General features: G+C 70.7%; 22 protein-coding genes and 1 other RNA gene. 18 read left to right on the top strand and 5 right to left on the bottom strand.

What is annotated here, in order from left to right; genetic code table 11:
- Positions 1–23 precede the first annotated feature (23 nt).
- The 9 genes from BMH31_RS09985 (at position 24) to BMH31_RS10025 (ending at position 9,453) form a co-directional block, all read left to right on the top strand.
- Positions 24–1,244, top strand: coding sequence for an amidohydrolase family protein (locus BMH31_RS09985; RefSeq protein ID WP_099770566.1), 1,221 nt, complete (start codon positions 24–26; stop codon positions 1,242–1,244).
- A gap of 56 nt (positions 1,245–1,300) precedes the next feature.
- Complete coding sequence (locus tag BMH31_RS09990; protein WP_099724183.1) at positions 1,301–2,911, top strand: ABC transporter substrate-binding protein; 1,611 nt, start codon at positions 1,301–1,303, stop codon at positions 2,909–2,911.
- 66 nt (positions 2,912–2,977) lie between these two features.
- Positions 2,978–3,943, top strand: coding sequence for an ABC transporter permease (locus tag BMH31_RS09995; protein WP_241898234.1), 966 nt, complete (start codon positions 2,978–2,980; stop codon positions 3,941–3,943).
- Complete coding sequence (locus tag BMH31_RS10000) at positions 3,940–4,824, top strand: ABC transporter permease (protein ID WP_099724130.1); 885 nt, start codon at positions 3,940–3,942, stop codon at positions 4,822–4,824. Before BMH31_RS09995 ends, BMH31_RS10000 begins: the two co-directional genes overlap by 4 nt.
- Positions 4,821–5,681: an ABC transporter ATP-binding protein gene (locus BMH31_RS10005; protein WP_099724129.1), complete on the top strand. Its 861-nt coding sequence runs from the start codon at positions 4,821–4,823 to the stop codon at positions 5,679–5,681. Before BMH31_RS10000 ends, BMH31_RS10005 begins: the two co-directional genes overlap by 4 nt.
- On the top strand, positions 5,678–6,442 hold the full coding sequence (locus BMH31_RS10010) for an ABC transporter ATP-binding protein (protein WP_099724128.1): 765 nt from the start codon (positions 5,678–5,680) through the stop codon (positions 6,440–6,442). The genes BMH31_RS10005 and BMH31_RS10010 overlap by 4 nt, the downstream gene beginning before the upstream one ends.
- A gap of 41 nt (positions 6,443–6,483) precedes the next feature.
- A complete protein-coding gene (locus tag BMH31_RS10015) occupies positions 6,484–7,056 on the top strand; it encodes a hypothetical protein (RefSeq protein WP_099724127.1) in 573 nt (190 codons plus the stop codon).
- 37 nt (positions 7,057–7,093) lie between these two features.
- On the top strand, positions 7,094–8,791 hold the full coding sequence (locus tag BMH31_RS10020; RefSeq protein ID WP_241898235.1) for a flotillin family protein: 1,698 nt from the start codon (positions 7,094–7,096) through the stop codon (positions 8,789–8,791).
- Positions 8,788–9,453, top strand: a complete 666-nt coding sequence (locus tag BMH31_RS10025) for a PH domain-containing protein (protein ID WP_099724126.1) — start codon at positions 8,788–8,790, stop codon at positions 9,451–9,453. Before BMH31_RS10020 ends, BMH31_RS10025 begins: the two co-directional genes overlap by 4 nt.
- 151 nt (positions 9,454–9,604) lie before the next feature.
- On the opposite strand, the gene BMH31_RS10030 is transcribed toward BMH31_RS10025, so the two are convergent.
- Entirely contained in the window at positions 9,605–10,192 is a 588-nt protein-coding gene (locus tag BMH31_RS10030) for a YqaJ viral recombinase family protein (RefSeq protein ID WP_099724125.1), read from the bottom strand.
- 109 nt (positions 10,193–10,301) lie between these two features.
- On the opposite strand from BMH31_RS10030, the gene BMH31_RS10035 reads away from it, so the two are divergent.
- The 6 genes from BMH31_RS10035 (at position 10,302) to ffs (ending at position 16,568) form a co-directional block, all read left to right on the top strand.
- The gene (locus BMH31_RS10035; RefSeq protein ID WP_199068294.1) at positions 10,302–11,045 is read left to right on the top strand and encodes a response regulator transcription factor; all 744 of its coding nucleotides are present in this window, start codon (positions 10,302–10,304) and stop codon (positions 11,043–11,045) included.
- Between the two features lie 263 nt (positions 11,046–11,308).
- A complete protein-coding gene (gene rplJ / locus BMH31_RS10040) occupies positions 11,309–11,818 on the top strand; it encodes a 50S ribosomal protein L10 (protein ID WP_046454234.1) in 510 nt (169 codons plus the stop codon).
- A 77-nt stretch (positions 11,819–11,895) separates the two neighbouring features.
- Positions 11,896–12,276: a 50S ribosomal protein L7/L12 gene (gene rplL / locus BMH31_RS10045; RefSeq protein ID WP_099724123.1), complete on the top strand. Its 381-nt coding sequence runs from the start codon at positions 11,896–11,898 to the stop codon at positions 12,274–12,276.
- 207 nt (positions 12,277–12,483) lie between these two features.
- A complete protein-coding gene (locus BMH31_RS10050; RefSeq protein ID WP_099724122.1) occupies positions 12,484–14,220 on the top strand; it encodes an ABC transporter ATP-binding protein in 1,737 nt (578 codons plus the stop codon).
- 104 nt (positions 14,221–14,324) lie between these two features.
- Positions 14,325–16,412, top strand: coding sequence for an ABC transporter ATP-binding protein (locus BMH31_RS10055; RefSeq protein WP_241898240.1), 2,088 nt, complete (start codon positions 14,325–14,327; stop codon positions 16,410–16,412).
- A 59-nt stretch (positions 16,413–16,471) separates the two neighbouring features.
- Positions 16,472–16,568, top strand: an RNA gene (ffs, locus tag BMH31_RS10060) — signal recognition particle sRNA small type.
- An 89-nt stretch (positions 16,569–16,657) separates the two neighbouring features.
- On the opposite strand, the gene BMH31_RS10065 is transcribed toward ffs, so the two are convergent.
- The 3 genes from BMH31_RS10065 to BMH31_RS10075 all read right to left on the bottom strand — a co-directional run bounded on the left by BMH31_RS10065 (position 16,658) and on the right by BMH31_RS10075 (position 20,165).
- The gene (locus BMH31_RS10065) at positions 16,658–17,305 is read right to left on the bottom strand and encodes a response regulator transcription factor (protein ID WP_099724120.1); all 648 of its coding nucleotides are present in this window, start codon (positions 17,303–17,305) and stop codon (positions 16,658–16,660) included.
- Positions 17,306–17,494: 189 nt separating this feature from the next.
- Entirely contained in the window at positions 17,495–19,366 is a 1,872-nt protein-coding gene (locus BMH31_RS10070) for a sigma-70 family RNA polymerase sigma factor (RefSeq protein WP_099724119.1), read from the bottom strand.
- Between the two features lie 178 nt (positions 19,367–19,544).
- A complete protein-coding gene (locus BMH31_RS10075) occupies positions 19,545–20,165 on the bottom strand; it encodes a TetR family transcriptional regulator (RefSeq protein WP_099724118.1) in 621 nt (206 codons plus the stop codon).
- Between the two features lie 110 nt (positions 20,166–20,275).
- Here BMH31_RS10075 and BMH31_RS10080 point away from each other — a divergent pair, with 110 nt between their 5' ends.
- From BMH31_RS10080 to BMH31_RS10090, 3 genes are all read left to right on the top strand, one after another.
- A complete protein-coding gene (locus BMH31_RS10080; RefSeq protein ID WP_099724117.1) occupies positions 20,276–21,061 on the top strand; it encodes an SDR family oxidoreductase in 786 nt (261 codons plus the stop codon).
- 92 nt (positions 21,062–21,153) lie between these two features.
- Complete coding sequence (locus BMH31_RS10085; protein WP_099724116.1) at positions 21,154–21,813, top strand: dihydrofolate reductase family protein; 660 nt, start codon at positions 21,154–21,156, stop codon at positions 21,811–21,813.
- Between the two features lie 43 nt (positions 21,814–21,856).
- Complete coding sequence (locus tag BMH31_RS10090; RefSeq protein ID WP_099724115.1) at positions 21,857–22,501, top strand: LysE family transporter; 645 nt, start codon at positions 21,857–21,859, stop codon at positions 22,499–22,501.
- A 62-nt stretch (positions 22,502–22,563) separates the two neighbouring features.
- On the opposite strand, the gene BMH31_RS10095 is transcribed toward BMH31_RS10090, so the two are convergent.
- Positions 22,564–23,127 (bottom strand): pyridoxamine 5'-phosphate oxidase family protein, encoded by a 564-nt coding sequence (locus BMH31_RS10095; protein ID WP_099724181.1) that lies wholly within the window; start codon positions 23,125–23,127, stop codon positions 22,564–22,566.
- Positions 23,128–23,180: the final 53 nt, after the last annotated feature.

Here is a 23,180-nt window from a genome sequence, read left to right on the forward strand (position 1 = left end):
GTTCGCCGAGGTAGCGTGTGAGCATGAACCAAGGCGGGGTGGCGAACGTGCGCGTGCTCGACGAGCACGGCAGGTTCGGCGCGCCCGTCGACATCGCCTGGCGGGACGGCCGGTTCGTCGACGCCGTCGGGGGCCCGGGGGCGCCCTCGGCCGACGCCGGTGCCGGCACCGATTCCGATGCGGGTGCCGAGGCGACGATGATCGACGGCTCGGGGCGCTGGCTGATCCCCGGTCTGGTCGACGCGCACATCCACGCTGCCTGGCAGGCGTTCGACGCCGCGGGCCGGGACGCGATCCCCGAGACCGAGACCGTCGAACTGACTCGCCGCGCCCTGCGCGCGATGCTGCTGCGCGGCACGACGAGCGTGCGCGACGCCGGCGGGCTGCGCTCCGCCGCGCTCCGGGCGACCGATGCCGACACGCTTCCGCGCGTGCAGACCGCGGAGACGCTCATCGACCGCGAGGCCGCCGACACGGCGGGCGGCGTCGAGCGCGCGGCCGAGGCCGCGCTCGCCGCCGGCGCCCGCTGGATTAAGCTCGTCGGCACGGCAGGCATCGCGTCGCCGCCCGGATCCCGGCTCGAGCCGGCGTTCTCGCTCGAGGAGACGGCCGCCGCGGTCCGGCTCGCCGCGCAGACCGGTGCGGGAGTCATGGTGCACGCCTGGGGCGGGGCGGCCGTCGACCACGCCATCGAGGCGGGTGCTTCGAGCATCGAGCACAGCATGTTCCTCACCGCGGCGCAGGCCCGACGCGCCGCCGAACGGGGGCTCGTGCTCGTGCCGACGCTCCGCATCTACCGCCAGGTGCGCGCCATGATCGACGCCGGCGAACTGCCCGAGGCATTCGCCGCTCGCGTCGACGAGGCCGTCGCCGCGCACCCGGGCGCCGTACGGCTCGCGCGCGACGCGGGCCTCAGCATCGCGCTCGGCAGCGATTCCGGAACTCCCGCGCAGCATCGCACGGCGCTGCGCGAGTTCGCGGCGCTCGTCGACGCGGGCCTCGCCCCCGAGGAGGCGCTCGTCGCCGCGACCCGCACGGGCGCGGAACTGCTGGCCGGCGCCGCAGGCGAGGCGATCGCACCGAGCGGCCGGATCGCCCCGCGCGAGATCGCCGACGCGGTCCTGCTCAACATCGACCCGTCGGACCCCGCGAACCGCGACGCGATCGGCGACCCGTCGGCGGTCGATGCCGTGATCCTGGGCGGGCGCACGATCCTGCCCCGGGCCGCCGACCTGGGCCCGTGATCGCGGACCCCGCCATCCGTCCCGAACTCTTCCCACCCCGCACCGCACACTCGAGAATGAGGACCACCGTGATCCCCAAGCGATCCCGCACCGGCCGCGCGCAGCGCTTCGCCGCAGCGACCGCCGCCACCCTTGCCGCAGCGCTGCTGCTCGCCGGCTGCGCTCCCGCGAGCGGCGGCAGCGGCTCGGGCGATGCCGCCAAGCCCGTCTCGGGCGGTCAGCTGAAGCTCGGCCGCGCCGCCGCGGTCGACTCGCTCGATCTGAATCAGCAGATCACCGCGAACAACGCCTTCGCGATCGACCAGGTGTTCGAGCCGCTCGTGTCGTTCGACGAGACGGGCAAGATCGTGCCCTGGCTCGCCGAGAAGTACGACATCGACCAGGCCGGTCTCGTCTACACGTTCACGCTCCGATCCGGAGCGAAGTTCTCCGACGGCACCCCCGTGACCCCCGCCGATGTCGTGTTCTCGCTGCAGCGCCACCTGAAGGTCGGCGGACCGCTGCCGCTCGAGGCGCCCATCGCCTCGATCGAACCCGGCTCGGGCGACGCCGCGAAGAACACGGTCGTGATCACGCTGAAGCAGGCGTACACCCCGTTCCTCTCGGAGCTCTCGGGCTTCGCCAACGGCATCTTCCCGAAGGACTTCGGGGGGAAGACCGAGGCCGAGTTCTTCACGAAACCGGTCGGCACCGGCCCCTTCGCGGTCGAGTCCTGGGACCCGAACGGCGACCTCGTCTTCACCAAGAACACCCACTACTGGCAGTCGGGCAAGCCGTACCTCGACACGCTCGTCTACACCGTCGTGCCCGACGACACCCAGCTGCAGCAGCAGCTGACCGCGGGCCAGATCGACGCCATCGAGGACGTGCCGGCGTCGGCCGCGAAGCAGATCGGCTCGGGCTCCGCCACGAAGCTCGTGAAGAACGGCTCCTGGGAGATCGAGCAGCTGTTCTTCAATACGCAGGATCCCCGCTTCGCCGACGAGCACGTGCGCCGCGCCATCGCCCACGCGCTCGACCGCGACGGCATCACGAAGGCGACGACCTTCGGCACCGCGGAGGTCGCGAACAGCCTGATCCCGCCCACCATCGAGTATTCCGCCGACGCCGAGAAGGGCATCGCGCTCGCCTTCGACGAGCAGGCCGCGAAGGACGAGCTCGCGAAGTCGAAGTACCCGAAGGGCTTCGAGACCACCCTGCTGATCGCGAGCGGCAACTCGCAGCGCGCGCAGATCGCCCAGATCGTGCAGGAGGCGCTCGCGAAGATCGGCATCACCGTGAAGATCGAGCAGATCGACCTCGCCGCGTTCCGCGAGCGGTTCAAGGCCTACAAGTTCGATTTCATGATCAACAGCGGGCAGTCCGACGCCCCCGATCCGAACGGGCTGGTCACCTTCCAGGCCGATCCCGAGGGCTTCAGCAAGTCGTACTGGACCCACTACACCGATGCCAAGGTCACCGAGCTGATGCACGAGGGCCGCACCACGGCAGACGGCGACGCCCGCAAGAAGATCTACGTCGAGATCCAGCGGATCCTCGCGCAGCAGGTGCCCTACATCCCGCTGTTCTACCCGAGCAACCTCAAGGCGACCACCGCGAAGGTGCACGACCTCGCCGTGCGGCCGAACGGCAGCATCCGGTTCCAGGACGCCTGGATCGCGAAGTAGCCGTGCGCGAGCGGGCCGTCCGACGGGCGGCCCGCGGCCGGGCACGGAGATGATGGAATAGGACGCATGAGCAGCGTGCGCAGGATCGGCCTCGCGACCCTGCGCACGCTGGGCACCGTGCTCCCGGTGATGCTCGGGGTCGTCGTCGGCGTGTTCTTCCTGCTGCGGCTCGTGCCCGGCGACCCCGCCCAGATGATCCTGGGCGAGCGGGCGACGCCCCAGGCGGTCGCCGAGCTGCACGAGCAGCTCGGCCTCGACCTCCCGCTCTGGCAGCAGTTCGGCGACTTCCTCGGCCGACTCCTCACGCAGGGCGACACGGGCCCATCGCTCGTGTCGGGCGCGTCGACGCGAGACCTGATCCTCGAGCGCGCACCCATCAGCCTCGGCATCGTCGCCCTCGCCCTGCTGTTCGCCGTGCTCATCACGGTGCCGCTCGCGCTCGCCGCGGCGCGGCGGCCGAACGGGCCGATCGATCACGCGGTGCGGGTGATCCCGGCAATCGGCCTCGGCATGCCGATGTTCTGGATCGGCCTGCTGCTCATCATCGTGTTCGCGGTGCACCTGGGCTGGTTCCCCGTGGGCGGCGTCGGCACGGGAGCGGGCGAGCCGATCCGCAGCCTGATCCTGCCGGCGCTCGCGGTGTCGCTCAGCCTCGTGCCGCCCCTCATCCGCTCGCTGCGCGCGCAGCTGCTCGAGGTGGTGACGGCCGACTTCGTGACGACGCTGCGCGCCGCGCGCATCCCCGAGCTCCGCATCTGGACCCGGCACATCCTGCGCGGCGGGGCGCTGCCGACGCTCGCCCTGCTCAGCGTGAACGCGGCGACCCTCATCGGCGGCACGCTCGTGATCGAGAAGGTGTTCGCGATCAACGGGATCGGCATGCTGCTGTTCACCTCGATCGGCAGCCGCGACTTCCCGGTGGTGCAGGGCATCGCGCTCTACTGCGCGGTGCTCGTGGTGCTCGTGGGCCTCGCGGCCGACGCCCTGCTGGGGATCCTCGATCCGCGCCTGCGACGGGGGAGCGACCGATGACCGCGCCCGCACACGCACCCGCACCCGCACCCGCACCGGCGCCGCGCAGCGCCGCGCGCAGCACGTTCTGGAACCGAGCCCGCCGATCCCGCACCCTCGCGATCGGGACCGGTCTCGCCGTGCTCCTCGTGCTCGTCGCGCTCCTGGCTCCCGTGATCGCGCCGTACTCGCCGACCGCGCAGGATCTGACCGCGGGCCTGCTCCCGCCGTCGCCCGCGCACTGGCTCGGCACCGACGAGCTCGGTCGTGACGTCCTCTCGCGGATCCTGCACGCGGCGCAGACGGATCTGCGGATCGCCGTGACCGCGGCCGTCGCGCCCTTCGTCATCGGGGTCGTTGTCGGGCTGCTCTCGGGCTACTTCGGTGGTGCGGTCGACTGGACCCTCTCGCGTCTCGTCGACACCGTCATCGCATTCCCGTTCTACATCATCGTGATCGCGCTGGTCTTCGCGCTCGGTGCCGGAGAGTTCGGGATCGTCGTCGCCTTCGCGCTGGTCGGCTGGACCGGTTACGCGCGCGTGATCCGTGCGCTCGCCGCTTCGATGCGCGACGCCGGCTGGGTGCGAGCCGCCCGCGGCGGCGGGCTGTCCCACGCCCGCGTGATCCTGCGCCACCTGCTGCCGAACGCCCTGCCGCAGGCGATCGTGCTGCTCATGACCGAGATCGTGCTGATCATGGTCGCGATCGTCACGCTCGGCTACCTGGGGCTCGGGGTACGGCCGCCGACGCCCGATTGGGGCGCCATGCTCGCCGAGGCGCAGCCGTTCATCACCACCAACTGGTGGCTCGGAGTCGGGCCGGGCCTCGCCGTGGTACTCACGGGCGTCGCGCTCTCGCTCGTCGCAGACGGGCTCGGCGACGCCTGGCGGGTGAAACGATGAGCGCGGCGGAGCGTGACGGAGCGCGGCGGACCGGATCCTTGCCGACCGGATCCCTGCCGACCGGAGCGGTCGCGATCAGCGGGCTCGTCGTCGAGACCGGGGAGCGGGATCCGCGCCCGCTCGTCGACGGCGTGGATCTCGCGGTGGCACCGGGCGAGGCCCTCGGCATCGTCGGCGCCTCCGGATCTGGCAAGAGCCTGACCCTGCGGGCGGTGCTCGGACTGCTGCCCGGGGGGACGCGCGTCTCGGCTGGCTCGGCGGAGGCCGGCGGTCGCGCGGGGATGGTGTTCCAGGACCCCCAGACGGCGCTCGATCCGCTGACCCGGGTCGGCACCCACCTGGTCGAGGCACTGCGGGCGCGCGACGCCGAGCGGCGGATCCGCGCGGGGCGCGGCGCACTGCGCGCGGGGGCGCTCGCGCTGCTGGACCGCGTGCACCTGCCGGATCCCGAGCGCGCGTTCCGCGCGTACCCGCACGAGCTGTCGGGCGGCCAGCGCCAGCGCGTCGTCATCGCGCTGGCGCTCGCGGGCGACCCCGACGCGCTGCTGTGCGACGAACCGACCACGGCGCTCGATGTGACCGTGCAGCGGCGTGTGCTCGCCGAACTCGACGAGTTGCGCCGCGAACGCGGGCTCACCCTGCTGTTCGTGAGCCACGATCTCGCGGTGGTCGCGGCGCTCTGCGAGCGCATCGCGGTGATGGATCGCGGTCGCGTGGTCGAGACCGGCACGATCGAGCAGCTCCAGCGGGACCCGCGCCACCCGGCCACGCGGGCGCTGCTCGCTGCGGCGCCGCGCCTGCCCCGCCTCGAGCCGGTCGGCGAGCCGGGCTCCCCGTCGGACGGGGACGCCCCGTGAGCGCGGTGGCGGGCGCGGGGCTCCGGGTGGTCGACGCGCGCATCTCCTATGGCCGCGGGATCGCGGTCCACGGGGTCGGCTTCGACGTCCCGCCGGGCACGGCGCTCGGTCTCGTCGGCGAATCGGGATCGGGTAAGACCACGGTCGCCCGGGCGATCTGCGGGCAACTGCCGCTCGACGGCGGCGAGATCCTGCTCGACGGCGTCCCCATGCCCGCGCGGCGCACCCGCGAGCAGCTGCGCGCGATCCAGCTGATCCCGCAGGATCCCGGCTCGTCGCTCGATCCGCGCATGACCGTCTCGGCGACGCTCGGCGAACTGCTGCGTGCGCACCGGATCGTGCCGCGCGCGGACGTCCGAGCGCGTGCAGCGGAACTGCTCGCGCAGGTCCGGCTCGACTCCGCGCTGCTCGATGCGTTCCCGCACGAGCTGTCGGGCGGGCAGCGGCAGCGGGTCGCCATCGCCCGCGCGCTCGCGCTCGATCCGCGCGTGCTCGTCGCCGACGAGCCGACGAGCGCCCTCGACGTGGCCGTGCAGGTCGAGGTGCTCGCCCTGCTCGACCGCCTGCGCCGCGAGCTCGGGCTCGCGCTGCTGTTCATCTCGCACGACCTCGCCGCGGTGCACCGGCTCTGCGACCGGGTCGCGGTGCTGCGCGACGGCCGGCTCGTCGAACTCGGGGGAGCCGACTTCTTCCGCGCACCGCGCGAACCGTACTCGCGCGAGCTGCTCGCGGCGGTACCGCGGCTGCCGGAGCCTCGATAGACTCCCGTACTATCAGCCGGTTCGCGACCGAAGGAGGCGGCATGGACATCGTCCAGTGGTTCGAACGGCTGCTCGACGGCTCGCTCATGGCGGGCGGCATCTTCCTGCTGATCGGCATCCTGGGCGCGATCCTGCTCGTCATCTCCCTGGTGCTCGACGGCATCTTCGACGCCTTCGACTTCGGCGACGGCCCGCTGAGCCTCACCACCATCGCCGCGTTCACCTCGATCTTCGGCTTCGCGTCCTTCGCGTGCGTCGGGGCCGGGCTCTCGACCCCCATGGCGGCGATCATCGGTGCGCTCGCCGGGCTGCTGGGCGGCGCGCTCGCCTGGTGGCTGACCCGACTGATCCGCGGTGCCGAGTCCTCGACCGCGGTGAGCGGGGAGGAGCTCGTCGGCGCCGAAGCCGGCGTGGTGCTCCCGATCCCCGTCGGCGGACTCGGCGAGGTCGCGCTGGTGCGCCACGGCGAGCGCGTCTCGCTCGCGGCGACCGCCGACGCGAGCGAACCGCTGCCCCGCGGCACGCGGGTGCGGATCATCCAGACCCTCACCGCGACCTCCGTGCGGGTCGAACCGATCCCCGCCGCCGAAACCACGGCATCGCCGGCCATCTGACCCTCCCCGACCGCCCCCGATCCCGACCGGAGACGACATGTCACTCTTCGCCAGCCCAGCCATCATCGGCGTGTTCGGCGCGATCATCGCGCTCGTGCTGATCGCGCTCGTCATCATCAAGCGCTACCGCATCGCCAAACCCGACGAGGCCATCATCGTCACCGGCGGCAAGGGCAAGGAGGTGGTCGATGCCTCCGGCAACAAGAGTCGCGACCTCTCGGGTCAGAAGGTCGTGACCGGCGGAGGCGTCTTCGTCGTGCCCTTCGTGCAGAAGTCCTTCACCATCTCGCTGCGCTCGCGCCGGCTCTCCATCACCACCGAGGCGCAGACCACCGACGGCATCACCATGCAGGCGCAGGCCGTCGCGGTGGTCAAGGTCGGCGGCACGCAGGAGATGATCCGCGCGGCCGCCCAGCGATTCCTCTCGAACTCCGACGAGATCGACGAGTCGACGCAGGAGGTGCTGTCGGGCTCGCTCCGCTCGATCATCGGCGGCCTCACCGTGCTGCAGATCATCCGCGACCGCGCGGTCGTCGCCCAGAGCGTGCTCGAGGCCGCCGAGGAAGCGCTGACCAAGCAGGGCCTCGTGGTCGACACGCTCCAGATCCAGGAGATCCGCGACGGCGCCGACTACATCGCCAACATCGGCCGCCCCGAGGCCGCCAAGGTGCGCCAGGCGGCCGACATCGCCGAGACCAACGCCTACCAGGCCTCGCAGGAGGCGAAGATCTCGGCCGAGAAGGTGCTGCTCGATCGCAACCGCGAGCTGAAGCTGCGCCAGGCCGAGATCCAGGCCGAGACCGACAAGGCCAACGCGCAGGCGCAGGCCGCCGACCCCCTCGAGCAGGCGATCCAGCAGCAGGCGATCGTCGAGCAGCAGCAGATCACCGCGCAGAAGGAGGTCGCGCTCCGCACCGAGAAGCTGAACGCCGACGTGCGCGCCGTCGCCGAGGCCGAGGCGTACCGCGTCGAAGCGCTCGCCAAGGCGGAGGCCTCTGCGGCCGTCTCGGCCGCAGAGGGCCGTGCGAAGGCGGTCGAGCGCGAGGGTCTCGCGAGCCGCGCCGCCCGTATCGCCGCATCCGAGGCGCTTGAGGCCGAGGGTCGCGCCGAGGCCGCAGCGCTCGAGGCGAAGGGCACCGCCGAGGCGACCGCGATCGACGCTCGGGCGCGGGCGCTCGAGACCCAGTCGCAGGCCGTGCTCGCGCAGGAGCTCATCCACCTGCTGCCGGAGATCGCGGCGGAGTACTCGCGCGCCATCGGTGCGATCGACAACATGACCGTGGTCTCCGCCGACGGCACCTCGAAGGTGGCCGGCGAGGCGATGGGCAACATCAAGGGCCTGCTCGAGATGGCCAAGGACACGGTCGGCATCGACCTCGCCGCCATGCTGAACGGCGTCGCGGGCGGTGCCGCGGCCGGTGCCGCCGCCGGACGCGCCTCGCGCGACGAGTCGACCGCACAGCCGCGCCGCGCGGCGCACGCACGACCGGTCGAGGCGTCCGCGGGGTCCTCGGCGGTCGAAGCCGGATCGGGCGGAACTGCGGCGTCCTCGGCGAGCCGCGACGCGCGCGTCTCCGGAGTGACCGAGCACCTCGGCTCGGCCGCCGAGCAGACCGCGCACGCCTCGATCGACTCCGCGCAGAACTGGGCCGCGCAGACCGGTGAGCGACTCGCCGGCGAGTCGGGCGCGGCACAGCCCGGCACTCAGGCGAACGGGGCAGACTCGCAGGCATGAGCGAGTTCTTCCCGGAGCATCGAGCGGTGGGCGCTGCGGCGCCCGCCGCTCAGCTGCGTCCCGAGTCCGTCGTGTTCCGGAGCCACCGGCACGGACGGCGGCTCGTGCTGCCCGTGATCGTGCTCTGCGCGGTCGCCGCGGCAGCGGGCTTCTGGGCGGGGGCGCTCCCCGAAGCGTGGATGAACCTGGCCGTCGCCGCGGGCGCCGCGCTCGTGGCGCTGCTGCTCGGACTCGGGCCCATCGTGGGCTGGCTCGCCGACCGCATCACCGTGACCACCCGGCGCGTGATCATGCATCGGGGCGTGCTCATCCGTCGCCGCAGCGAGATCCCCCTCAGCCGCATCCGCGAGGTGCGCAGCCGGCGCGGCATCGGCCAGCGCATGATCGGCTCGGGCGACATCGAACTGTTCGTCGGAGCCGAGCCGCCGACCCGTCTGCACGACCTGCCCGCGGTCGAGCGCGCGGTCGATGCGCTGCAGGAACTCATCGAGGAGAACTACCGTGCCGGGCTCGGCGGCGGTGCCGGGGGCGCTGGCGGAGGCTCTGGCACCGGTGGCGAGACCGGGCAGGCGCCGTTCGGCTGGTTCGACACGGCGCAGCCGCCCCAGCGCCCGGCCCCGCCCTTCGACCCGACGGCCACGAGGATCCTCCCCGGCCCCTGAGCATCGCCAAATCGAGTAAGGGGGTGCGCCGGTATTCCGCTGATGCGCATCGGGGTTTGGCGTGGCGCGACGAAGGAGCGACATCGCCGGGGGGTTCCCCGCTTCAGCAGCGGGGGATGCCGGCGCGCACCCGCCCACCCGCGACACCTCCTCAGCTGGTGCGGGCGATGAGCACGTCGATGAGGTCGCCCGCGAGTTTCACGAGGCGCTCGATCTCGCTCTCGTCGCGATCCACCCAGCGCACCTCGGGTTCGCCGACCGGGACGAAGTTCTCGTGCCGTTCCCACACCATCAGCGTGCGCTCGGCGCCGAGCACGTACTGCTGCCACCAGATCTGCCGCAGGTAGTTGCGGGGGATCGAGCGCCACTCCTTGTTGGTGGTCTTGATCTCGGCCAGTTCGAGCGGCCCGGCCTCCCGTTGCACGAGCCCGTCGGGCGTCGCGAGGTGGCGGATGTCGCCGCAGGCGTGGAACAGGGCCTGGCTCGGGGCGATCCCGTACTCGCGCAGCACCCACGCCGCGATCTCGGGCTCGCGCGCCTTGCCGTGCTCCGTGTACGCGTTTCCCGTGAAACGACTGCCGTGCAGCTTCTCGCGGGCGGCGGACTCGATCGAGCGCTGGGTGGAGAGCTTGGCGACGTCGGTCGCGGTGATCCCGCGGGCCCGCGCTCGCATCCACTCCATGCGGTCGTTGCCGTCGGTCACGATCCGCTGGTGGTACTCGGGGCTCGAAACAGACATCGCTCGAATTCTCCCATGGAAAGTCGCGCGGCGATTCAGACACTCGGTGCGAGGGGAGCAACGGCTCGCGCACAGCGCACGTCCAGCGGCGGCGGAAACAATGCCAGACATGAGCACAGGGGCAGCGGAGACGAACGGCACCGGCATCGCAGAGGCTTCGGAGCGCAAGCTGCGGGCCCTCGTCGTCGACGACGAGGAGTCGATCACGCAGCTCGTCGCGATGGCGCTGCGGTACGAGGGCTGGGAGGTCGAGACCCTCGGATCGGGCGGCGGCGTGGTCGACACGATCGCCTCGTTCGACCCGGACGTCGCGGTGCTCGACATCATGATGCCGGACGTGGACGGTCTGCAGGTGCTCTCGCGCCTGCGCGCGGCCGGTCACATGGTGCCCGTGCTGTTCCTCACCGCGCTCGACTCGGTCGACGACCGGGTGAACGGGCTCACCGCGGGCGGTGACGACTACGTCGTGAAGCCGTTCAGCATCGAGGAGCTCATCGCCCGTCTGCGCGGCCTCGTGCGCCGGTCGCAGAACTCGAAGAACCACAGCGCCGACCCGGTGATCCGCGTCGGCGACCTGTCGCTCAACGAGGAGAGCTACGAGGTGGAGCGAGCGGGCGACCTGATCGAATTGACGAGCACCGAGTTCGAACTGCTGCGCTACCTCATGCGCAACCCCAAGCGGGTGCTGTCCAAAGCGCAGATCCTCGACCGGGTGTGGAGCTACGACTTCACCGGCAAGGCGACGGTCGTCGAGCTCTACATCTCGTATCTGCGCAAGAAGATTGACGAGGGGCGCGATCCGATGATCCACACGATCCGCGGCGCGGGCTACATCCTCAAGCCGGCGGGCTGACCGGCTCGCATCGGTGCGGGATCGTGCGTGTTGCGCGATCCCGCACCGATGGGATAGAGTTCTCTTCGGCCAAAGACCGCAGGTAGGGTCCGCAAGGATCCCGGAACGATCGCGAGAGCGAAGACCCGCGCAGGTACGAATCTCCACTTCTTGGTTTCCAAGATTCTGAAGCTCCGTGCGTGCGCGCCGGAGCTTTTCTCGTTTTTCGGCGGTCCGGCCTCCGAGAGCACCCGTTCTCGGAGAAGACATTATTAGGGAGCGCCATGGCTACGAAGGAAGCAACGGTCGCCGATCTTCAGCAGAAGTTTGAAGAGTCGTCCGCCGTCCTGCTGACCGAGTACCGCGGTCTGACGGTTGCTGAACTGCGCGAGCTGCGCAACAGCATCCGTGAGCACGCGACGTACGCTGTGGCGAAGAACACGCTGACCAAGATTGCGGCCAACGCTGCCGGGGTCACCGCATTCGACGACGAGCTGGCCGGTCCTTCGGCTCTCGCCTTCGTGCACGGTGACACCGTCGCGGTCGCCAAGGCTCTGCGTGACTTCGCCAAGGCACACCCTCTTCTGGTGGTGAAGGCGGGCTACTTCGATGGCAAGCCTCTGACCGCCGCTGAGGTAGGCAAGCTCGCCGATCTCGAGAGCCGTGAGGTGCTGCTGGCCAAGGCCGCAGGCGTCATGCAGGCCTCGCTCGTCGGTGCAGCGCAGCTGTTCAACGCTCTGCCCGCCAAGGCCGCTCGCGGCTTCGGTGCGCTGCAGGAGAAGCAGGACGCATAAGGATCGGCTCACGCCGATTCGCGACAAACCACAGACCCGCTCTCACTCGCTGAGGGCAAACATCAAGGAGAAACACCATGGCTAAGCTTTCGACTGAAGAGCTGCTCGAGCAGTTCAAGGAGCTCACCCTCATCGAGCTCTCGGACTTCGTGAAGGCCTTCGAGGAGACCTTCGACGTGTCGGCTGCCGCTCCGGTTGCCGTCGCTGCTGCTCCGGCTGCCGGCGCTGCTGAGGCCGTCGAGGAGAAGGACGAGTTCGACGTCGTCCTCGAGTCGGCTGGCGACAAGAAGATCCAGGTCATCAAGGTCGTGCGCGAGCTGACCGGCCTGGGCCTGGGCGAGGCCAAGGCTCTCGTCGAGGAGGCTCCCAAGAACGTGCTCGAGGGCGCGAAGAAGGATGCCGCCGAAGAGGCAAAGGCGAAGCTCGAGGAGGCCGGCGCGGGCGTCAAGCTCGTCTAAGGTCTTTTCGCGCTAACGCGCTATTCAGCAGGGGCGGGGGCCACCTTCGGGTGGGTCCGCCCCTGCTTTTTTGTGTCTGCACCGAATGTCGGTGGTCTGTAGCATCCTGTTCAGGATCCTGCTACTGTGGCACGCTGGTCTGCGTGGGCCCGGTCTGATCGCACCCCGATCTCGCCGCAACGCGCGACCCCCGAAAGAAGGAATCCCGTGGCTCTGCTTCGACTCTCCTGGCAACACGCGAAGCCGTACTGGCCCGCGATGCTCGCCGTGCTCATCCTCCAACTCCTCTCCACGATCGCGGCGCTGTGGCTGCCCAGCCTCAACGCGCAGATCATCGACACCGGTATCGCCAAGGGCGACATCGGCTATATCTGGTCCACCGGCGGCACCATGCTCGCGGTCTGCCTCATGCAGGTGATCACCGCGATCGGCGGCGTCTACTTCGGCGCGCGCGTCTCGATGGCAGCCGGCCGGGACCTGCGTCGCAGCGTCTACCGCAAGGTCGATTCGCTCTCCACGCTCGAAGCCACCCGCTTCGGGGCCGGCACGCTCATCACCCGCGGCACGAACGACGTGCAGCAGGTCCAGATGCTGATCCTCATGACCCTGAACTTCATGGTGACCACGCCGATCATGTGCATCGGCGGCATCATCATGGCGCTGCGCGAGGACGCCGGCATGTCGTGGCTGGTCTGGGTCTCGGTCTCCGCGCTCGCGGTGATCGTGGGCTTCCTCGTCTGGCTGCTGCTGCCGCTGTTCCGCAACATGCAGGCCCGCGTCGACGACATCAACGGCGTGCTGCGCGAGCAGATCATGGGCATCCGCGTGGTCCGCGCCTTCGTCCGCGAGAACTTCGAGTCCGACCGCTACGAGGTCGCGAACCGGAACATCACCCGCATCTCGGTGCAGGTCGGCAACGTGTTCGTGCTCATGTTCCCCGTCATCATGATGATCCTGCACCTCGCGACGGGTGCCGTGCTGTGGTTCGGCGGCCATCGCGTCGACGAAGGATCGATGGAGGTCGGATCGCTCACCGCGTTCATGCAGTACCTCATCCAGATCCTCGTCGCAGTGATGATGGGCGTGTTCATGACCATGATGATCCCGCGCGCCGTCGTCTGCGCCGAGCGCATCCGCGAGCTGCTCGACACCCGCTCCGAGCTCGAGTTCCCCGAGTCCGAGCAGGTGCCGAGCCCGACCGCCGGCCGCATCGCGTTCGACGGCGTCACCTTCGGATTCCCCGGCGCCGAGCTGCCCGTCATCAAGAACGTCAGCTTCGTCGCCGAGCCGGGCAAGACGACGGCCATCATCGGCTCGACCGGTTCCGGCAAGACGACGCTGCTCAACCTCATGCTGCGCCTGTTCGATGCGCAATCGGGCCGCATCACGATCGACGGACAGCCGGTATCGGCGCTCACGCGCGAGCAGCTCGCCCGCACGGTCAGCCTGGTGCCGCAGCGACCCTACCTGTTCTCAGGCACCATCGGCTCGAACCTGCGATTCGGCAAGGACGACGCGACGGACGCCGAACTCTGGGAGGCGCTGCGCGTCGCCCAGGGCGACGACTTCGTCCGAGAGAAGGAGCAGCAGCTCGACGAGCCGATGGCTCAGGGCGGCACGAGCGTGTCCGGCGGGCAGCGTCAGCGTCTCTCGATCGCGCGAGCGCTCGTGGCCAAGCCGCTCGTCTACCTGTTCGATGACTCGTTCTCGGCGCTCGACGTGGCGACCGATGCGCGCCTGCGCGCGGCGCTGCCCGACGCGACCGCCGGGGCGACGACCATCATCGTGGCCCAGCGCGTCTCGACCATCACCGAGGCCGACCAGATCCTCGTCGTCGAAGACGGCGAGATCGTCGGCCGCGGCACCCACTCCGAGCTCCTGGCCGACAACTCGGTGTACCAGGAGATCGTCCGGTCCCAGCTCGAAGAGGCGGAGGCAGTCTGATGGCGGAACGCAAGGCGCGCGGAGCGCGCAAGGACCGCACCGCCGAGCCCGGCGCGGCCGCGGTGATCGAGGCCGAGGTCGCCGAGGAGTTCACTCCGGGCGAGATGGACGGCGACATGTTCGGCGGCGCCCCGGCGAAGAAGGCGAAGCACTTCTGGCCGTCCGCCAAGCGGCTCTTCGGCCTGCTCGCCCCCGAGAAGTGGAAGTTCCTCTTCGTCGTGCTCCTGGTGATCGGCTCGGTCGTGCTGACCGTGATCGCCCCCAAGGTGCTCGGCAAGGCGATGGACACCATCTTCAACGGCATCCTCGGTGCCCAGCTGCCGAAGGGCGCGACGCTCGAGCAGGTCATCGAGGGCGCCAAGGCCTCCGGCAACACGCAGCTGGCCGACATGCTCTCGGGAACCGACGTGGTTCCCGGCCAGGGAATCGACTTCGAGAAGCTCGGCAACCTCATCCTGCTGGTGCTCGGGCTCTACCTCGTGGCGTCCCTGCTCATGTGGCTCCAGGGCTACATCCTGAACAAGCTCGTCATGCGGGTCGTGTTCAAGCTGCGCCAGGACATCGAGCACAAGCTGAACCGGCTGCCGCTCAGCTACTTCGACACGGGGCAGCGCGGCGACGTGCTCTCCCGCGTCACCAACGACGTCGACAACATCCAGCAGGCGCTGCAGCAGGCGTTCTCGCAGCTCGTGCAGTCGGCGCTCACCGTGATCGGCATCGCGATCATGATGTTCGCCGTGTCGTGGCAGCTGGCGCTGCTCGCGCTCATCGCGCTGCCGCTCTCCGCGATCATCGCGGGCGTCGTCGGCACGCGGTCGCAGAAGCTGTTCGCCGCCCAGTGGAAGCACACGGGCGCGCTCAACGGTCACATCGAGGAATCGTTCACGGGCCACGAGCTGATCCGCATCTTCAACCGCGACCAGGTGATGACCGAGGAATTCGACTCGCGCAACCAGTCGTTGTTCAAGGCCGCGTTCGGCGCGCAGTTCGTGTCGGGCACCATCATGCCCGCCATGCAGTTCGTGTCGTACCTCAGCTACGTCCTCATCGCCGTCGTCGGTGCGCTGCGCGTGACCGCGGGCCAGATGTCGCTCGGCGACGTGACCGCCTTCATCCAGTACTCGCGGGAGTTCTCGCAGCCGATCGGCGAGATGGCGGGCATGGCGAACATGCTGCAGTCGGGCGTCGCCTCGGCCGAGCGCACCTTCGAGCTGCTGGACGCCGACGAGCAGGACCCCGAGACCGCGAACGAGCACCTGCCCGAGCGCACCGACGGCCACGTCGAGTTCGAGCGCGTCTCGTTCAGCTACGATCCCGAGACGAGCCTCATCGAGGACCTCTCCTTCGAAGCGCGTCCCGGCCACACGGTCGCCATCGTCGGTCCCACCGGCGCCGGCAAGACCACGCTGGTCAACCTGGTCATGCGGTTCTACGAGCTGAACAGCGGACGCATCCTGCTCGACGGGGTCGACGTGACCCAGCTGTCGCGCGCCGAGCTCCGCAGCCACATCGGCATGGTGCTGCAGGACGCCTGGCTGTTCGGCGGAACCATCCGCGAGAACATCCGCTACGGCCGCCTCGACGCGACCGACGACGAAGTGATCGAGGCCGCCAAGGCGACCATGGTCGACCGCTTCGTGCGTCAGCTGCCCGAGGGCTACGACACGGTGCTCGAAGAGAACGCGACCTCGCTGTCGGCGGGCGAGCGGCAGCTGCTCACCATCGCGCGCGCGTTCATCGCGAACCCGTCGCTGCTGATCCTCGACGAGGCGACCTCCTCGGTCGACACCCGCACCGAGGTGCTGGTGCAGCAGGCGATGCGGGCGCTGCGAGCCGATCGCACATCGTTCGTCATCGCGCACCGCCTCTCGACGATCCGCGACGCCGACACCATCCTCATGATGGAGCACGGGCGCATCGTGGAGCAGGGTTCACACGTCGAACTGCTGGCCCAGCGCGGCGCGTACTACGCGCTGTACCAGTCGCAGTTCGCCGGCGAGGACGCCGAAGAGCAGGCCGAGACGAAGGCGGCGGTCGAGACGGCCGCGGTCACCGGCACGGTCGACCTCCCGGGGGCTGCCGCGACGCCCGCAACCCCGGCGGACACGGAGGCCGCGGGGGACGCCGCGCTCCCGGCGGACGCGCCCGGCGCAACGCCCGAGGGCGACGCGGGGGAGACCCCGCGCGCCTGACCGGAGCATCGGAGCGGCCGAGGCTGGTACTCGGCCGCTCCGGAATCCGGTAGACTCTTCAAGGCCCCCCACGTGGCGGTATCTCGGCGAACTCCCCCAGGACGGAAACGGAGCAAGGGTAGTCGGGCTCTATCGGGTGCGTGGGGGGTCTTTTGCGTCCCGGCACCCGGTTCGCCCGCGTCAGCGCCTACACCCGCCCGCGTCAGCGCCTACACCCACCCGCGCCGGGCCCTACGCCCGCCCGCTCAGAACGCGACGGATCCGAACGCAGCGGGATCCAGGAAGCCGTCCTCCCGAGCGCGCCACGCGAGTTCGAGCTTCGAATGGGCCGGCCGTCCCTGGGCGTCGTACTTCAGCTTGATCCGCTTCAGGTACTTGCGCGCGGTGTCTTCGCGCACGCCGAGGCGATCCGCAACCGAGGCCAGCGGTCGACCCGCCGCGTAGAGTTCGAGCAGCCGCGCCTCCTGACCGGAGAGCTTCGGCGCCGGATCCGCATCGATGACGGCCTGCGCCCGCGCGGTGACCGCCGCGGATCCGGCGAGCACCCGCACGACGGCGCGGAGGAGCTCCGACTCGGGGTCCTGCTTCGTGACGATGCCGTCGACCCCGGCCCTCGTGATCCGCCGGATCAGGTGCCGGGAATCGAGTGCCGACAGCACCACCACCCGCATCCCCGCAGCGCGGAACGCCGCGATCGCGCTCAGGTCGTGCTCCGCGCCCGAACCGGTCGCGGGGTCGACGACCAGCAGGTGGGGCCAGGTCGAACGCTCCGAGCCGCGCATCCGAGCGACGAGGTCGGCCATCGAGGCGAATGCATCGACGGAGCGCACCGGAGGCAGCGTCCCCAGCAGTTCCGCAGCCCGGTGCCGCTGCAGCACGTGCGGCTCCACCACGGCGATGCGCCTCGCCTGCTCAGCTCCCCTGGATAGCATCCGGATTCCCCCTCCGATGACGCCGCCGATCACACACGGCGGCGGGGGCGCCCGCGGTCTGCGCCGGGTGGCGGCCCTGCGAGAGCATCCCTCACCGAGGAGAGTCGACCGGGGGCGAAAGGTGTCGCGGGTCCCTCGCAACCGGCCGGGTCAGAGTTCGGAGAGCTCGAAGGTTTGATCCTCGGGGTCTGGGCCCCACGGGCCGAAGATCGGAGCGTCGGGGTCGTCGACCGTCGCGTACGTCTCGACCGGGCTTCCGCGGAACGCTCCGTCGCAGGCGCGGAACGTGAACATGTAGAAACCGCCGGCCTGCATGCGGAGCCGTCGGAGGGCGGATCCGCTCGCGTCCAGCGGGACCGAGGCCACCTGGCCGGCCATCGACTGCAGGCAGACGGTGCCGCTCGGCGCGCCCTGGAATTGGAGCACGAGTCCGGTCGTCCTCGCCTCCGAGATGTCCATGGTCGGGGACCCCTCGAACCCGCGGACCGCGACCGGGAGGAGCGTGTAGCGGCCGGCGACCGCAGCGGAACGCAGTTCTCCCGCGTACGCCCAGACCGAGTATTCGGTGGAGCCCGCGGTCGCGCTGAACGCCCGCAGATCGAAGGACCAGCCGCCGGACGGATCCACGGGCGCCGAGTACTGCCTCCCCGCGATCGAGACCGCGATCCGGGCGCCCGGAGAGGTGCGCCCCGCGATGACGGGAGCGAGGTATCCCGTGGAATCCGTGGGGGTCCGGAGCCCCGGCGCAAGTGCCGGCGTCTCCGTCTCGGGCCCCGGGCCGGTGTCCGGCCGCGGCCGCTCCGGCTCCGGTTGCTCCGGCTGCGGCCAACCGTCGACGAGGGGGAGCTCGGGGATCGAATCGTCGGTGTTGTGCCGGCCCGTGCGGACCTCGGACGGTGGCGTCGGGGTTCCGGGGCGCGGGAACTCCTCCGTGTCGGGGTTCTTCGTGCCGTCCTCGGCGGCGATGCGGGGAGGCGCCGGTTCCCGCTCCTCGGAGACCTCGGTCACCGAGGTCTGCTGAGTCGATGGGGTTCCGGACGCCGAACTTCGCCCTCCCGTATCCGGGGCGCTGCCGCCCAGCACGGATCCCGTGACCAGGGCGACCGCGATGGCGGTCCCGCAGGCGGCGATGCCGAGCCCTCCGAGCACGGTGGCGCCCGCGGGGCCGAGCTGGGAGGCGACGCCGAGCAGCAGCGCGGCTCCGCCCGCGGCGGCCGGGGCCGCCAGCGGGGAAGCCGCGGGCAGCGTCGAGCCCAGGGCCGCGAAGCCCGCCGTGGAGAGCGTCGCGCGCTGGAGCGCCGATGCCGAGTTCCGGAGCTCCCCGAGCAGCTCGGTGCAGGCGGGGCAGGCGGTGAGGTGAGCTTCGGCGGCAGCACGCTCGGCGGCGGCGAGGTTCCCGATGACGTACCCCGGGAGCAGCTCCGCGCGGTGTGCGGTATCGGTGCGGAGGGCCTCGGGGACCTGCCGGATGAGCCAGTGGTTCAGCAGCCCGGCGCGGGCGCGGCGGTGCAGGGAGGACACCGCGTTCGGGCGGATGCGCAGCTCGGCCGCGATCCGGGGGCGCGGCACCTCGTCGACCTCGGACAGCCAGAGCACCCGCTGCCACCGGTCGGGGAGCGCGCGGAACGCGGCCAGGACTTCCGCCGCGTCGGCCTCCTTCGAGACGATGCTCAGGCCGTCGTCCGCGTGGAACGGTTCCGCTTCGGGGAGCACCGGGAAACGCTCCATCTCGCGGCCCCAGCGCGCGGCAGTGTTCCGGATGACGGTGAACAGGTAGGCGCGGAACGCTTCGGTGGGTCCGGCATCCGTGGTGGTGACCTGGCGGTAGACGGCGAGGAACGACTCCGAGACGAGGTCCTCCGCGCGGTCGCGGTCGATGCGGCGGGCCAGTCGGAGCGCGGCGCCGATGTGGCGCGACCAGAGCGTTTCGTAGGCCTTCGCATCCCCGCCCCGCAACCGCAGCAGCAGTTCGGCGTCGCTCGGTGCCTCCGGTGCCGGTGCAGCGTCATCGATGCGTTCCATCAGTCCCCCCGGACCCGCGTCGCGCCGGCCCGGACGGGACGCGGCGCTGTTTCGAAAACGGTCGTTTCTCTCAGGAGAGTACGGGGTAGGGGAAAGGTGTCGCGAGACTCGGGAAAAAATTCTCGCGAATCGAAGATCCGAAGAAGCGGAGTCCGCCGAGTCGTCGGCGCCCGTGCGATCAGGCCGTGGATACCCCGCGCGAGAGCTCGGCGAACGCGCGGCGCGCGAGTCGCGCGGGTTCGCCCGCAGCGCCGTCGGGATCCCGGTCTCCCGCGGCCCAGTGCTCGAGCCCGAGCCGGATCGCATCCGTTGCCGCGGCCGCGAGCAGTCGCACCTGGAACGGATCGGAGTCGGGGCCCTCGAGCTCCGCGACGATGGCGCGCAGACGGGTCTCCGAGTCGTGGTTGACCCGGTGCCAGACCGCGCGCAGTGCGGGGTCGTCGATCATGGCGCGCAGCAGGCCGCGGGTCCAACGCAGCCCCTCCCGCTCCGCGGGGCCGGCGGGGATCAGCAGGCGGTCGATGATCGTCGGGATCGCCTCGCGCGGATCGCCGGGGCGGGACGCTGCGAGCGCGTCCTGCCAGGACGCGGCCCCGATGCCGAGCAAGGGGGCGACCGCGTCCTCCTTCGAGGGGAAGTAGCGGTAGAAGGTGCGCAGCGAGACCCCCGCGGCGTCCGCGATGGTCTCCGCGGTGACCCGGTTCGCGCCGTGCTCGGCGAAACGCGAAGCGGCGGCTCGGGCGATCGCGAGTCGGGTGTCCGCCTTGCGGCGATCGGTGAGGGACGGTGCGGATTCCACGGTTCGAAGCGTACGGGAATTCCGCGGTGACCGCGCACGTTGTCAAGAGTGGCACGACGTGCCAAGCTGGCATGACATGCATATCATCTGAACGCTCGAAAGGTCGAATCATGAACCGTTACGAAGGTCGCCGCGCACTCGTCACCGGCGGTGGATCAGGGATCGGGCAGGCCACCGTGCTGCGCATGCTCGCCGAGGGCGGCCGCGTCGTCGCCGCCGACGTCAGCGAAGCGGGCCTCGCCGACACCGTCGCGAAGGCCGGAGACGCGGCGGACCGGCTGCACACCGTCACGGTGAACATCGCCGACGAGGCCTCCGTCGCCGCTGCCGTCACCGCCGCCGTCGACTGGCTGGGCGGGCTCGACGTGCTGGTCAACGCCGCGGGGATCCTGCGCTCCTCGCACACCCACGAGACCGCGCTCGAGTCCTTCGAGCAGGTCATCCGGGTCAACCTCGTCGGCACATTCCTCATGATCCGCGCCGCCATCCCCGCGCTGCTCGAGGGCAACGGCTCCGCGGTCGTGAACTTCAGCTCGACCTCGGCGATGTTCGCGCACCCCTACATGGCCGCGTACGCGGCGAGCAAGGGCGGCGTGCAGTCGATGACCCACGCGCTGGCGGCCGAGTACGCGAAGCAGGGTATCCGCTTCACCGCGGTCCAGCCGGGCTCGATCTCGTCGGGCATGACCGACGGCTCGGGCGCGAGCAAGCAGAGCCAGGGGCCCGGACTGCCCGAAGACGCCGACATGATGCTGTTCATGAAGCTGCAGCCGGCGCTCGGCGAGGGCTTCGCCGGGCCCGAGACGGTCGCGAGCGTCGTGGCGATGCTCGCGAGCGACGACGGCAGGTTCATCACCGGCACCGAGGTGCGGATCGACGGCGGCACCCACTTCTGAATCCCGTGGGCCGGGAGTAGGGTGGCCTCAGCTTCCGGCCCGCAGGCGCCGCCGATCCCGGTGCACGGAGCTCCAGAGACGGGGGACCCGCCATGAGCGGAGGACGTCTGCGAGCCCACAATCTCGCGATATCGCTCGACGGCTTCGGCACCGGTGCCGACCAGCGCCTCGAGTCGCCGTTCGGGCACGCCGGCACCCGCCTGATGGAGTGGTTCTTCCCGACGGCGACCTTCCAAGGGCTGACCGGGGCGCGCGAGCGGCAGGAGGTCGATCCCGCCACGGCGCCGGACGACGTGTACGCCCGCCGGGCCTGGGACGGCATCGGCGCCGAGATCATGGGGGCGAACAAGTTCGGCCCTCCCGGCTGGCAGGACGACCCCGACTGGCGGGGCTGGTGGGGCGACGAGCCCCCGTTCCACACCCCGGTGATCGTGATGACGCGTCGCGAGCTGCCGTCGCTCGAAGTGGGGGAGACCACGTTCCACTTCCGCAGCGGATCCCCCGAGGAAGTGCTCGCGGAGGCGCGGGAGCTGGCCGGCGGACTCGACGTCCGCCTCGGCGGCGGACCGTCGTCGACCCGTTCCTTCCTCGCCGCGGGCCTCGTCGACCTGCTCCATGTGGTGCAGGTGCCGATCCTGCTGGGTCGCGGCGAGCGGCTGTGGGACGGACTGGAAGGTCTGGAGCAGGGCTACCGGATCGCGTCGGAGACGACGCCGAGCGGCGTCACTCACATCGTGTTCTCCCGGGACTGAACCCGGGGCGGAGGGGCGGGCGCGGATCCCGTACACTCGCCTGGTGACCCTCGCGACCTGGCTCTCCCTGCTGACCGCCACGATCGTGATCAGCCTCACGCCCGGAGCCGGGGCCATCAACACGATGTCGAACTCGATGCTCGTGGGGTGGCGCCGCTCGGGCTGGGGCGTGCTCGGCCAGCAGCTCGCGCTCGTCGTGCACGTGATCGTCGTCGCGGCGGGCGTCGGCCTGCTGGTCTCGCGTTCGCCGCTGATCTTCTCGGGGATCCGCTACGCGGGCGCGGCCTACCTCGTGTTCCTCGGGATCCGATTGATCCTCGCGAAGCCGACCGCCGCGGAGGACGAGGACGAGGACGCGAACGCCGGGGCGACGATCACCCGCGGCGAGTCGGCCTGGTCGATCGTGCGGCGCGGATTCTGGGTGAACCTGCTGAACCCCAAGGCGATCGTCTTCTTCCTCGCCTTCATCCCGCAGTTCATCCGGCTCGATGCGCCGCAGCTGCCGCAGTACCTGCTGCTGGCCGTGACGGTGATCGGCGTCGACGTCGTGGTGATGTGGGGCGTCTTCGCGACCGCTGCGCGCCCGTTCGCGAAGGTCGTGCGCAACCCCAGAGGGCAGCGCACGCTCAACTCGGTGTTCGGCGGCCTGTTCATCGGCGTCGCCGCGCTCCTGCTGTTCGTGCACTGAGCGGGTCGAGCGCGGGGCGGATCGGCGCGCCGGATCCGGCCCGGTGGCCGGGGCCGACCGGCTCAGCCGGCGGGCGTCGCGACCCGGCCGTGCGACCACGCGTTCGCACCGTCGCGCCGGTACTCGATGCGCGGGTGCTTACGGTCGTGCTGCGCCTGCATGAACTCGTACTCGCTCGGTACGAGCGCGTAGCGCTGCCAATCGGGGTTCGGCGAGCCCGTGTAGCTCGGACGGTCGGCCCAGTCGCGCTGCGAGATCGCCTCGTCGAGCGCGACGACCGTACCCGTGATGCGCACCTGGCGGCCGGACGCGCGCCAGAAGAAGAGCATGGACGCCTGCGGATACGCGTCGAGCTCCGCACCCTTGCGCGAGCTGCGGTGCGTCGAGAAGTGGAAGCCGGCGCCGTCGATGTCCTTGACGATGAGCGTCCGTCCCACCGGGACCCCGTCGGGGCGGACCGTGATGAACGTCATCGCGTGCGGCTGCCGCTCGCCGCTGTCGATCGCGGCCCCCAGCCAGTCGCGGAACAGCTCCTCGGGATCGTCGGGCAGCTGCTCCGGGTCGAGCGTCGGCAGCTCGTCGGGGAAAGCGGGAAGCGTGCGGAGGACGGGCTCGAGATCGCTCATGCGGCCCATGCTACGCCGGGTCCTCGGACCGGGACCGGTCCGGCTCCCGTTCT

Origin of the sequence: Leucobacter sp. OLIS6, assembly GCF_002752355.1 — a bacterium.
Taxonomy (GTDB): domain Bacteria; phylum Actinomycetota; class Actinomycetes; order Actinomycetales; family Microbacteriaceae; genus Leucobacter.

Excerpts from the sequence above, each read along its gene's own strand:
- BMH31_RS09985 (WP_099770566.1), top strand. The coding sequence starts at position 24 with ATGAACCAAGGCGGGGTGGCGAACGTGCGCGTGCTCGACGAGCACGGC.
- BMH31_RS09990 (WP_099724183.1), top strand. The coding sequence starts at position 1,301 with ATGAGGACCACCGTGATCCCCAAGCGATCCCGCACCGGCCGCGCGCAG.
- BMH31_RS09995 (WP_241898234.1), top strand. The coding sequence starts at position 2,978 with ATGAGCAGCGTGCGCAGGATCGGCCTCGCGACCCTGCGCACGCTGGGC.
- BMH31_RS10000 (WP_099724130.1), top strand. The coding sequence starts at position 3,940 with ATGACCGCGCCCGCACACGCACCCGCACCCGCACCCGCACCGGCGCCG.
- BMH31_RS10005 (WP_099724129.1), top strand. The coding sequence starts at position 4,821 with ATGAGCGCGGCGGAGCGTGACGGAGCGCGGCGGACCGGATCCTTGCCG.
- BMH31_RS10015 (WP_099724127.1), top strand. The coding sequence starts at position 6,484 with ATGGACATCGTCCAGTGGTTCGAACGGCTGCTCGACGGCTCGCTCATG.
- BMH31_RS10020 (WP_241898235.1), top strand. The coding sequence starts at position 7,094 with ATGTCACTCTTCGCCAGCCCAGCCATCATCGGCGTGTTCGGCGCGATC.
- BMH31_RS10025 (WP_099724126.1), top strand. The coding sequence starts at position 8,788 with ATGAGCGAGTTCTTCCCGGAGCATCGAGCGGTGGGCGCTGCGGCGCCC.
- BMH31_RS10030 (WP_099724125.1), bottom strand. The coding sequence starts at position 10,192 with ATGTCTGTTTCGAGCCCCGAGTACCACCAGCGGATCGTGACCGACGGC.
- BMH31_RS10035 (WP_199068294.1), top strand. The coding sequence starts at position 10,302 with ATGAGCACAGGGGCAGCGGAGACGAACGGCACCGGCATCGCAGAGGCT.
- rplJ (WP_046454234.1), top strand. The coding sequence starts at position 11,309 with ATGGCTACGAAGGAAGCAACGGTCGCCGATCTTCAGCAGAAGTTTGAA.
- rplL (WP_099724123.1), top strand. The coding sequence starts at position 11,896 with ATGGCTAAGCTTTCGACTGAAGAGCTGCTCGAGCAGTTCAAGGAGCTC.
- BMH31_RS10055 (WP_241898240.1), top strand. The coding sequence starts at position 14,325 with ATGGACGGCGACATGTTCGGCGGCGCCCCGGCGAAGAAGGCGAAGCAC.
- BMH31_RS10070 (WP_099724119.1), bottom strand. The coding sequence starts at position 19,366 with ATGGAACGCATCGATGACGCTGCACCGGCACCGGAGGCACCGAGCGAC.
- BMH31_RS10080 (WP_099724117.1), top strand. The coding sequence starts at position 20,276 with ATGAACCGTTACGAAGGTCGCCGCGCACTCGTCACCGGCGGTGGATCA.
- BMH31_RS10085 (WP_099724116.1), top strand. The coding sequence starts at position 21,154 with ATGAGCGGAGGACGTCTGCGAGCCCACAATCTCGCGATATCGCTCGAC.
- BMH31_RS10095 (WP_099724181.1), bottom strand. The coding sequence starts at position 23,127 with ATGAGCGATCTCGAGCCCGTCCTCCGCACGCTTCCCGCTTTCCCCGAC.